General features: G+C 49.1%; 9 protein-coding genes. All 9 read right to left on the bottom strand.

Annotated features, from left to right (window positions below; genetic code table 11):
- Positions 1-1,272: ATP-dependent helicase HrpB (gene hrpB, locus MHH93_RS23385; RefSeq protein WP_500055970.1), on the bottom strand; the 1,272-nt coding region annotated here is incomplete at its 3' end.
- A gap of 154 nt (positions 1,273-1,426) precedes the next feature.
- Entirely contained in the window at positions 1,427-2,233 is an 807-nt protein-coding gene (locus MHH93_RS23380) for an SDR family oxidoreductase (protein ID WP_433752898.1), read from the bottom strand.
- 185 nt (positions 2,234-2,418) lie between these two features.
- A complete protein-coding gene (locus MHH93_RS23375) occupies positions 2,419-3,261 on the bottom strand; it encodes a hypothetical protein (protein WP_500055969.1) in 843 nt (280 codons plus the stop codon).
- Between the two features lie 10 nt (positions 3,262-3,271).
- Positions 3,272-4,024 carry a vWA domain-containing protein gene (locus MHH93_RS23370; protein ID WP_017689069.1) on the bottom strand — a complete coding sequence of 251 codons (753 nt, stop codon included), beginning with the start codon at positions 4,022-4,024 and terminating at the stop codon, positions 3,272-3,274.
- Between the two features lie 28 nt (positions 4,025-4,052).
- Positions 4,053-6,128 carry a protein kinase family protein gene (locus tag MHH93_RS23365; RefSeq protein WP_500055968.1) on the bottom strand — a complete coding sequence of 692 codons (2,076 nt, stop codon included), beginning with the start codon at positions 6,126-6,128 and terminating at the stop codon, positions 4,053-4,055.
- 158 nt (positions 6,129-6,286) lie between these two features.
- Positions 6,287-6,562: a WXG100 family type VII secretion target gene (locus MHH93_RS23360; RefSeq protein WP_017689071.1), complete on the bottom strand. Its 276-nt coding sequence runs from the start codon at positions 6,560-6,562 to the stop codon at positions 6,287-6,289.
- Positions 6,563-6,746: 184 nt separating this feature from the next.
- Entirely contained in the window at positions 6,747-7,295 is a 549-nt protein-coding gene (locus MHH93_RS23355; protein WP_500055967.1) for a WXG100 family type VII secretion target, read from the bottom strand.
- Positions 7,296-7,301: 6 nt separating this feature from the next.
- Positions 7,302-8,132, bottom strand: a complete 831-nt coding sequence (locus tag MHH93_RS23350; protein WP_500055966.1) for a hypothetical protein — start codon at positions 8,130-8,132, stop codon at positions 7,302-7,304.
- Between the two features lie 16 nt (positions 8,133-8,148).
- Positions 8,149-12,153 (bottom strand): type VII secretion protein EssC, encoded by a 4,005-nt coding sequence (gene essC / locus MHH93_RS23345; protein WP_500055965.1) that lies wholly within the window; start codon positions 12,151-12,153, stop codon positions 8,149-8,151.
- Between the last annotated feature and the right edge of the window lie 40 nt (positions 12,154-12,193).

The raw sequence follows: 12,193 nt of genomic DNA, 5'->3' as shown, positions 1-12,193 counted from the left end.
TCGCGGATGCACGCCGAGCGTGTTCATCCGCCGCCCGAAGGGCGTAATGCGGCCTGCGTCGTCCAGGCCGCCCAGCTGGCGCAGCAGCGCCTGTGCCTGGCCGTAGGCGGCGTCAGGCGGGGTGTCCAGCCATTGCAGCTCTGCTGGGGACTGGACACCCCAGACGGCAAGCTCCAGCGCCAGCGGCGCAAGGTCCGCAGAGGTGATCTCCGGGCGACCTGCCTCAGGCAGTCCCCCATGAACCTCCTCGCTCCATAGCCGGTAACACACCCCCGGGGCAATTCGCCCCGCACGACCCCGCCGTTGATCGGCTGACGCCTTGGACACCGGCAAGGTAACAAGTCGGCTCATGCCCGTGCGCGGCGAGAATGTCGATGCACGACTCAGCCCTGCATCCACCACAATCTTAACGCCAGCCAGTGTGAGGCTGGATTCCGCAATGGAGGTGGACAGTACAACTTTACGCGTGCCCTCAGCCGCAGGACGTATGGCCTCATCCTGTTGTTCCACCGACATACTGCCATACAGAGAATGTACTTTCACATGTGTAGGAAGAGAACCATTCAATAACTCCCGCTCTGTACGATGTATCTCTCTTGCGCCTGGAAGGAAAACAAGCACATCCCCCTCCTGTTCCGTTAATGCCCGGGTCACTGTCTGAGCAGTGAATTGTTCCAGTGGCATGGCTACTGGTCGCGGCACATATCGTGTTTCCACCGGAAACGTGCGTCCCGGACAGTGAATTGATCTTGTACCTTCGCCAAGTAATGCACAGACGGGAACAGGATCAAGGGTCGCCGACATCACCAGCAGTTTCAGATCTGGACGTAACATCGCTCGCGATTCCAATGCCAGAGCCAACCCCAAGTCCCCGTGTAGGTGACGCTCATGGAATTCATCGAATATAATCATCGCCGTATCCTCAAGACCCTGATCCTGCTGCAACATCCGGGTCAATACCCCTTCCGTTACAACTTCAATGCGTGTCCCCTGACTCACTCGGGTATCCATGCGTACACGATATCCTACGGTCTGTCCCGCTTTTTCCCCAAGTGTAGCTGCCAGTCTTGATGCAGCCGAACGTGCGGCGAGTCTTCGGGGCTCCAGCATGATGATTTTCCGTCCCGCAACCCACGGCTCATCCAGCATAGCCAGCGGTACAACAGTCGTTTTCCCCGCCCCCGGTTCTGCAATTAACACACCTGTATCTTGATCCCGAAATAACTGCCTTAATTCAGGAATAATCTCGTTTATCGGTAACTCTATCTGCATATGATCGCTCCTAATGAATGTACCCTATCGCTCTTCAGTATCTCTATTCGAATGTTAGCATTATAACAAAAAAAGCCGTTCCAGAGGAACGACTATCACAGATATATCCTAAGACACGCCTATAATAAAAATGAAATTCATCCCGAATGCTCACTTAGCTGAGCAATGACTCGGCACCATCAATGACGATCTCTGCTCCAGTAATATGTCTGGATTCGGACGAGGCGAGGAAACTTACCAGATCGGCAACATGTTCCGGCTGACCCGGCCCGTCTGCAAGCGGCTGCTGTCCTTCAGGGAACTCCATTGGAATAATGATTTGTTGCAGATCATCCGTTTTGACCGTACTTTGATCGATATTCGTCGCAATCGCTCCTGGGCAGATCACGTTCACACGTATCTTGAACTTCGCCAGCTCCAGTGCAGCCATCTTGGCAAAAGCAACCTGCCCCGCCTTGGACGTGCTGTACGCCGACATGCCAAAGCTTGAGAAGCGTTGATTGCCGTTAATCGAACTTGTAATGATAATGCTGCCGCCACCCCGTTTCTTCACGTGAGGCAAAGCATATTTTACGGTGAAAAATGTACCGTTCAAGTTGGTTGTGATAATTTGCTGCCAATCTTCAACCGAAATTTCTTCAATGGGTGCTGATACACCATTAATGCCCGCATTGGCAAAAACAATATCCAAACCGCCGAATAACTCTACGGTTTCCAGCACAGCCTTTTCCACACGTGCCGGGTCGGAAATGTCTACATCAAATGCTCTTGCCGCACCTGGGTGCAGTGCATTAATCTCTGCTTCCGTTTCCGAGATTCGATCATTCACCAGATCAAACAATGCAACATGTGCACCCTCTTTTGCCAGCTTGACCGCAGTGGCCTTCCCAATACCAGAGCCTGCTCCGGTAATAATCGCAACCTTGCCTTGAAACCGTGACCTGCCGTTTTGTTGTGTCATTATTCATCCCACTCCTTTGGTTTAGCAATTATGTAAGAATGTACGTTCAAGCTTTCATTAGCCAATTCTTCACAAGATTACCCAAAAAGAGTGTCTTTTAAATCAACAGCAACAAGTTTTTTTCACGTTTAGTCTATACCAATGTACAGGACTTAAGGATCAAACCACAACTTGATATGCCGCGCTCACCATTCCAACTCAATGAAAGCGGCATCATCCTCAAGTCCACCCGTATGTGTAGCATCCAGCAGTACCTGGATGTGCTCATCAGGGACATAGGCTTGGATAGCATCCAGATCATTCAGTCCATCCGTGTATAACTGAAGGCGAAGTGAATCATTTACGGCCCCTTTGGTCTCGTAGATGTGCGGTTTACCACCAACAGGGCCTTCAAGTGTAGACCAACGCTCATTTGTCTTACAGTGAGTCTGAAATAATTCTGAATCTTCCTGGCCATTACGCCACAGGCGAATACGGGAATCTCCTTGCCAAGCAAGCCATACACGGCTTTTTCGGCCTCCTCCCGTAAGCTCAATCCGCCCACATACATACATGGCTTGACTGCCTCGACTTCGCTTCTCCATTAATACTTCCCGAAGTAAAAGAGGGGAACTATCCAGTGGCTGCAACTTCTCCAATTGCTGAGATGCAGGAAGGGTTAGATCATGGAGAAGTTGCTCAACCCCCTCTTTCGTCGGGTATTGCGCCGTTTCAAGCCAATCCAGCAAAGCATTCCCCAGAAAACGCGCTGCAAAATCTCCCAGGTAACTCATGCCCACCCCATCACACAATACAAAATTGCAGACATTCCCTTTCATACGTACCGCAGCAAAGTCCTGTCCGGTATCTCCCTGATGTACCGTCTCAGCCGCTCTGCCATAACCATATCTGCACTTGAATGTACCCTGATAGCGGGTTAGTGGCTGTTCTCCCGTCTGTACACTCACATAGCGAAAGTTGTCATGCCGTTGATCGGCATGGTCCCCCTTATCTCCAGCAGACAATGTTGCCAAACGCATTGCTCTCATGATTCCCCTCCTATCTCACAGGCGTAGCAGCGGACATCTGGAACCCGATCGATACCAATTCTGCACAGGTACCTGGCAGCATCATGAGTGCACCGGGTGCAAGCAAATAATCAGCTTCAACAAGCATTTCCCGATAACTTTCGGGCAGGACGGATGACATATTCCGCAGCTTTTCTCCATGCTCATCCTGTAGATTTGTTTCCGAAGAGATACCCTTCCATCTTCTAGGTTCAGCAATCGGCCCTTCCAGCAGATGATCCGATATAAAAATATTCTCCACCAGCACATTGCCGTCAGGTACACTCATGCCCATGATTCTTTTCGCAATGGGCTCGGGATCTTCACCTGTGGCGACCCCATCGGTCATATGGCACACAAGTGGCGCAGGACAATCCTGCATATTCGGAATTTCGGCTTGTAAAATCTTTTCCGCCTGCAGGAAAGCCTTCGCAGAATCCGAAAACCGTCTCGGGGTCAAATCAGGCAAAGATCCAACTGCAGCGATCTCGTCAATCCCTTTTATACCGTTCAACAAGTCATATACGTCATCACTGTAAGCCAATATGGCTATGCGATAGCGAGGTGTCAGACGATTCCCCTTTGTAGACCGAAATACCATTTGGCGGATCGCGAGAGATAAGGCATCATAGACGACATCAATCCGTCGGCGATTTTCCAAAACCATATTCATGGAGGCGCTAATATCAATTAAATATATAATAAGTGCAGGTGTACGCTGTGATGCTTGAATCGTGTAGTTCATCTAGGGTGAGTCACCTCCGTCAATTACTTTATAAGTTGGGCAACGTATAACTGGTGTTGCTCAGGAATTTGTTAATGGCACTCATTCGAGCTGCCACTTTACCGACCCCTTTAAAATAAGCAGCATCGGTATTGTATAGATTTTTGAAGTCACGGGCGTACGCTTCCGCATTTTCAATTTTTCTTCCTTTTTGTGCGTTATACGCTTTATTGTAATGAGCAATCAAAGTGACCACATTCTGGGCACGCTTTTTCTTAAGCGCGGCTTTCTGAGCAATCTCCTGTTGACGTTTAACTTCAGCTGCCGCTTTGCGCTCCGCTTCCTGTCTTGCAAGCTTGGCATCATTCTCTTTTTTCCAGACCAGATATGCTTCATATTTTGCTTGTTTATCGTATTTCTCCTGCTGAGCTCTCTTGGCAGCTTCTTTTTTCTGCTGTTCCTGCTTTACCAGATAGGCCTCATATTTCGCCTGTTTGTCGTACTTGGCCTGTAATGCCTTGCGTTCTTCTTCTTTTTTCTTTGCTTCTGCTTCCTTCTGCTTGGCTTCAGCGAGCTTTTTCTTTTCCTCTGCGTCCAGTTTTGCAGCTTCTGCGGCCTTTTGCTTCTCTTGCTCTTCCTGCTCTTTGAGCGCTGCTGCTTTTGCAGCTTCAGCCTCTTCCGCAGCCTTGATCTCTGCCAGTCGTGTAGCTTCCTGCTGTTCTTTCTGCTTCACTTCTGCCTGATCTGCAAGTATTTTGACCGTTGGAACACCACCTGCCAGCAATACAATAAGCACAGCGGAGGATATCATGAACTTTTTGGATCTGTAGAATGGCACAGATACAGGCTTGTCTGTGTCTTCTTTCGGATTAAGCTTGGCATCCAGTTCCTTGATTGCCGCCTCGACTTCCATCTGCATCGCGCTGTTATGAGGAATGAAATGATAAAGCGAACGATACACTTCCAATGCTGCAGCCGGTTTATCTTCATCTTCCAAGGCTCTTGCTTGCAGGAACAGACGGTTCACAACCGCTTCCTGATCAGGAGAGTGTGGCGTTTGGGGAATGTCCCCGCCTTGCGAATTTACCGGTTCACTTACTGGTTCTGAACTCTTTTTCAGACTTCCATCAGCTTCGGACGGATTGACGTTTTCTTCTTCCGATGTCGCGGCAGCAGCCGCATTGGCCTGATCCACGTCTACCGCAGCCAATGCAACATACCACTCACCAAACGTCGGACAGCTGCTCAGATCATGACTTTCCCAAGCTCGAATGAACAGATCCGACAGTTTGGAGCCCCAACGCTTCTCAAGGGATTCCCGCATCGCATAATACCGCTCACTCACCGTTTGCATTTCATGCTGGTCAAAATAACTTTCGCCCCACGCTTTCTCTACAATTACAGGGTCTGACCAGCTTAACATTTCAGCAATGATAACAGCTCCGGCAAATCGGTCAGCATATGAACTCCACAAACCGCTGTGCACTGTTCGATGTGCTGCATAACCGGGTGACCCGGCAAGCAGGGCATCCGGACGATCCATCTTGGAACCGTACATCTGCTCGACATCCACAAGTTCTACCGCAGACGTCTTCCCCAGGTTCTCCACTTCGGAAAAAAACGGAATCATTACATTGGGAGCGGACATATCGCAATGAGCCAGTCCACGTTGCTCCATAGCCGAACCTGTTCCAGCAAGTGCTCTGGCCAGCTTCAGGCTCTCCTCAGCCGTCAACTGTCTCTGATCACTGATCACATCGAACCAGGTCTGACCTTGCACCCATGGCATCAACACCGCATACAACAGATCGGGATGTTTTCCAATGAGCGCTCCGTTTCTTTCCGGAGTGAGCACATCACGCTTGCATACCTGCAAACCTGGCAGTTCACTATAGGACTCCATATGCTCAGACTGATATACCATAGCCGGAATACGGAATTTAGGAAAAAATACTTTTAGTGCTTTGGCCCCATGAAGGGAACCGTTTCGGGGTAATAACTGATAAACAATCCCCTGCCTTCCAGCTTGGGCATAAGCTAGACCCGGCGCAGCCGGATGTTGCCCAATCGTATAGGCAATGTCGTTAATCACCACTTCATCCCCGGGATTCGGTTGAAAAGACATGCTTATCCCTCTCTCTGTCCTAGTGTCATAGTTGCAGCAAAAACCGGGTGTTGTGACAACGCCCGGTTTTTGCTGTAGTTGTACATCTTCAGCTTGCTACCCGCCAATGATTCAGGGCGAATTCAGACTTCAAATCGGCCTGATCTATGTAAAGCAGATTAACGAGCTTGGTCAGCTGTACGGAATTTGTTAGCAATAGCTGTAAGTTCAGCGCTGATGCTGTTCAGCGTTTGAACGAATGATTGCATTTGTTTGCTAGCTTCTTGGAACTCCTGGAAGAAGCGTTGCTTGGTCATACCTTCCCATTGACCTTCCATGCTTGTGATGGATTGAGTCAATGTGGATACAATTTGCTGACTTTGCTCACCGCTTTGTTTAAATTGGTTGGAAACTTGATCAAGCTGCTCTGGGGTAACTAAAATACGTCCTGCCATTGGTAAATTCCTCCTTGGTTTGTGCAATTAATTTTAACTTGTTCAAATTGTACTATACCAGGATCGATCGGACAAAAGCCGAAGGACCTAATCCTATTTACCCCATTTTCAGCACTTGAAACTTCTCCTAACAGCCTATTTACAAAAAAATATTCACTTTCTGCTGTTCCTTTTATTCTCCTATTCAGGAAACGACAGGCTCGGTCCCTCTTCTTCCCCGAAAGGAAGGGTCTGTGAATCTCCATGCCACAGGCTCAGGCTGCATGGCCTGGACCAATGTAGCCGGGGAGCCATCAGGCGGAGAGGCATCCTGTACACGATATACGGCCGCCATTGCGGAAAGGGGATCGGATACTACAGCTACAGTTGCAGAATGTGCAGGCATGATTTCTCCTGTACGATTGTTCTGAAGAACATTCAGCATATTGACCGCATTTCCATAGGCTGTGTTCACATGACTCAGCACGGACCGATACTCCATGTCTGCCTGCTGGAATAACAACGCTTTGCGTCCCAGCTGTACGCTCAAGTCCATTAATCGACGAAGCGCATCCTCGCCCAGTCGTTTACTGTGATTCCATTCATTCATCACCGCTGCTCGGGATTCAACCTCCCACTCCAGCGAATGAATCGCCTGATCCAACACTGCCATCTTTTGCTGTATTTGCTCCGCTGCATACTGAATCTGCTTGCTCAGTGCCCGAAGCACATCCGGTTCCACACGAATGCGCATTTACCATCACCTTTCCTCTTCCCCTGCAGGCTGTTTAAGCCAGTCCAGCAGCATCTCGTGAAACTGTTCTCTAGTCGTCAGTGCTGCAATAAGCCAATCATCTGAAGCCGCCGTGCTCATCCGGAACAACCAGTTGGATACCGCACTTGCAGCAAATGCTGCTGACTGCGACTTCCACCCATCTTCATTCCATACGAGCAACTTAAGCTCTCCGTCTGACTCCTTACCCACCAGACAGCGTGCCAGTGCAAGTGAACCCTCAGGATCACTTGTCTCCTGTTCGAGTTCATCTGCTACGGTCTGTACCCCGCTGTTTTCGAGCTCCTTCATGACATCATAAAATTTTTTCTTGGAGCACATTAGGGCCGGTTTCTCCGCAGGAGAATGACCGCTCCATTTCATCCGTTCTATCAGAACATCAATGGCTTCACGAACACTTCCCAGATCGCTGAGCCGGAACGCGTCCGGTATGTCGTCAACACGGGAAACTTCAACGACCCGCTCATCCGTGCAATGGATATAACTCTCATACGATTTGCCGTTGATCGTGTAGCGAATCCAACAAGCTCTGTCGGACAATCCGGCAATGGCTACCCTGGAGAAAACGGTCGGTGTCATGATCAGCTCATCGGTATCCTGATCCCGAATCAGATATCCTTTGTCAAGCAGGGAGGTTTTGACCCGCTCCCACTCCATCGCGATATCCTCCGCCATATAGCCGCGAAACGGATCTTCCACACCAAGCAGTCGGTCTGAACCGAGAATACCGGCCAGGAAAAAAAGTTCTTTTGTTTGCAACGTGACTACCTTTTGCTTAGAATCATGAACCGTCAACATTATGAGCCACCTCCCCTCAAACTACAACATGCCATCGGTCACGAATTTCAGAAATCCAATCGGTCATTTTCCAGCTGTCATCACATGGAACTGCACCTTTAACCCTGGAATATTTACGTTTTACATAATAACCCTGACCCGGAGGCAGTACCTTCAGCCCACCTGAACTACCTCCAGATTCGGAATAAGGTATACGAAAGAACGAGAGATCGTTAGGGTCTAAAGTCCCGAACAGCATTCCGCTCTGGGAAGCCTTCACATCCGTTACCCAGTCAGAACCAAAGGTCGGGAAGTCTGCCGGAACCCCGGATAGAATCACGTGTACACCCCGATCCCTTCCTTGACGAACAATCGCTCCCAATTGATCTTTTACATTAAAATCGTTTAGCTGCTTGGACAAGGTATCCGCATCGTCGATAACGAGCACAAGTTCCGGTCCACCGGAAATCTCGCCTCTTTTCAGAACTTCATCGTACAACTGCTGAATCACAGGTGCAAGCTGTTCTTCTCGAGATACATGTCCACGGACATGGGGCAAACTGCTGATTTCCCCCAGCCCACCTGCACCATAACGCATATCTACTGTATATATCTGTACATCTTCCGGAGAAGCATGATAAGCCAGGGATAACATCCATGTCAACAAAAATGTTGTTTTTCCGCCTTCCATCGGACTCGTTACCATGAAATGAGGACCTTCACGCAGGTTAAGCTCGAATGGTTCCAGATCATCCGTAAGCAGTCCCACAGGGACAGTTACAGATGAGGTATCCCAAGCCTGACCATATGATCCTGTCCGAATGAGCAGATCCTTAAGCTTGATCTCTTCTGGAAGCGGAGCAATCTGTGGCGCTTCTTCCCCTGTCCAGCCTTGGCGAATCTCAGCGATCGTACGGCGCAATGCCGATGAACGCTTGCCCTCATCTGCCCCGGAAGAAGGTAATGCCGCCTGGAACATCAACGGAGGAACTTGCCCTTTGACCAGACCTCTTCCTGGCGGAAGTTGGCTTGGTGCCTTGGAAGGTCTTCCCACGGCATAATAATAATCACTTGGATCGGATAACTCGAATGAAACCGCATTGGGAATATTGCTTCTGAATTTCTCAAATACATCGGTTACCCGATTGGCAGTAAGCACAAAGGTAATACCCAGACTTCCACCTTCACGCAGAATCGTCTCCAGAAGTTCATTTTCTTCCGGATAGGCATTGCGGAATGATAGATAACCGTCGATAACCACCACAACCTGCGGGACAGCCGCGTGAGCTGTCCGGCGGTAGGCGGAAATCGTTTTAACCCCCGCCTCCGAGATGATGTCTTTGCGTTGTGCGGACAGCTTGAGGATATAGCGGAATAACCGTTTAATCCGGTCTTCCTCTTCAGCCATCATCACACCACCAATCTGAGGGAGTGCTGCAAAGTCCTTCATCATGCGCCCCATATCGATAATGTAACCGTGCCACGGCTCAGTTCTGTGGGAACGGGCCAGAGACATAAGCAAGGTCTGCACAAATGTTGTTTTTCCCAGTCCCGGCATGCCGTAAACGACCAGATGGCCTTGATCCACAGGCAATGCAAGTGGTTGTTGGCGCTGATTAGGGAGATCATCCAGCAAACCAACCAGTGGTTTCAGACCACTGGCTCCGCCATCAAGCAGCAGATCCCGATTCTCTTCTTCCTGCCAGTCCTGAAGCCCTTCCCATTCCAGTGTTTCGGGTAAAGGTGGCAACCATGGTCCTGGCAAACGACGGATACCCGCATCTGCTGCAGACTGCGCAACATAATCAATAAATACCTGAAGCTGTTTCGGAACATCTTCACCTTTGAGGACAGCTCTGCGCTCTCCAGTTAACAACGGCTCCCTTTTACCGTTCAGGCGCACTTCCATAACAGGTAATACGGTCGTTGAATCCTCCTGCTGGTTATAAGGCGCACCACTCCAAGCAAATTGCATTTCTTCAAACACTTCATCACTACCAACCTGGAAATATCCGCGACCAGGCTTCGTTATCCAGGCAGCATTTGGAATCTTGATCATGTCCCTGCTATCTCCCTCACTCTGCACGCGAAGGCAGATTCGGAAGCGCGAATTACTCCATATTTTATCGTCCACAACACCAGCTGGCTTTTGGGTTGCCAGAATTAGATGAACCCCAAGTGTCCGGCCAATGGCCGCGATACTGATCAATTCATCCATGAACTCCGGCTGATCTCGCTTCAATTGAGCAAACTCGTCAATGATAATAACCAGATGTGGAAGCGGTTGTTCATGTCTGGAACGCAGAATTTTGTAATATTCATCAATATGCTGGAGGTTTCCAGCATCATTTAATATTTTTTGCCTTCTGACCAGTTCGGCCCGAAGTGAGATATTCGCCCGCTCAATCAAATTTCCATCCAGATTGGTGATCGTCCCGACCACATGAGGCAGATCAACAAATGTATTGGACATACCGCCACCTTTATAGTCAATCAGCATGAAGGCCAGATCATGTGGATGGAATTCGGCAGCGAGTGAAGCTACGATGGACTGGATGACTTCACTTTTTCCTGAACCGGTTGTACCTGCAATCAGACCATGTGGTCCATGACCCTGACGTTCAATTTTGTCATGCAGATTTATCGCAATTTTCTTGCCGCCAGCTCGAACACCCATTGGTACGGGAAGTGTGTCAGGATATCTTGTCTGTCCCCACCTGGACACCACATCGAGATCTTCCACGCGTGATGTGCTCAGCATATCAAATAACGGAAGCACTTGCGGGATATCTGAAGCAGATGACCGTTTTAACCGGATCGGTGACATATAACGGGAAAGCGCCTCGGCCATCTCCTTCGAGATCACATCAGGCTTGTACGTTTGTTGAATAACATCCGCATCTTCCGTTTTTTTGATATACACCCCTTTGCCTTTGGAGGCGTCCATAATCAACTGACAATGCATCGGTAGTGACTCCTTGCGATTAGCCAGTATGATGGTGCATACATCGATGTCCTGAGCCGACTCCAGTAGCAGCGGAAGTAACGGTTCTTCTTCTATCAATTGTGTATCAGAGAGAATCACAACGTAACACGGCGTTTGTATGCTTTTCTTGTAACGGTCTTCCTTATTGTTACGTCGGCGGTTCAACACGGAAAACAAGCTGTCCGCCAATTGATGCGCACCGCTGTGCCTGTCGGCCATATAGCGTTGTCCTTGGTCTTCATCCCAAATATGAGGCATCCAGCGAAGCCAATCCCATTCGTTGCTGTCTTTCTCCTCATAGAAAGCAGTAAGCTTCAGTTCATCCGGGGAATGGCGAACCGTCAGTTGCGAGATGATGACTCGCAGGGAAGCAAGCACTTCCTCCCGATCACCGACCAGTCCCATAACCTTTGATTGGAACAAAGGCAATGTAATGGAAGCATCCGGTACCGTCTGGAATTCAGCCGCGAGTTCATGGGCCGCTTCAATAAGCTCATCCTTCTCATAACCATCAATCCGCGGAACCTGAAGTTTGATACGGAATGGAATCTCCCCTGTACCAATGCGCACCTGAAGGAAATCATCATCCTCTGGCGAACGCTCCCACAAGGAACTGTTGCGGTTCTTCACCACTTGAAGACATACACCAGGATCACCATGAATTTCATACAGGCTCTTCACTTGCTCTGCCTGAGCTTCTTTCAGTTCTTCCCGGTGTTTGTCCAGTTGGGCGAGATACATCGTTTTTCGTTCTTCCAATTTTTTGCGATATGATTTCTTGTTGCTCAGATACACGAAGAATGGAATGGTGTAAGAAGTAAGCATCATCATGACCGTCATCATCTGAAACATCATATAATTGCTGTTGCCCATTTTACCGGTCATATTGATATATACGTAGAAACCAATGCTGACCATGGTCATCATGATCGGCACAATAATGGATATCATGGAAAACGTGGGTTTGCTCGGTTCTGTTGGAGGCCTGAGTATTTCGAGTCCTTCTTCCTTAAGAACCGGTGTCATTCTTGGAGAACGCTGATATAACACATTCACGAAGAGAAGACCTCCTTTAGTTCGTTCAATAGAATGTATA

It is taken from the genome of Priestia sp. FSL H7-0729 (assembly GCF_038005685.1).
GTDB lineage: Bacteria > Bacillota > Bacilli > Paenibacillales > Paenibacillaceae > Paenibacillus.
Note: the sequence above shows the minus strand (reverse complement) of the source record. Positions and strands in the feature narration are given on the sequence as shown.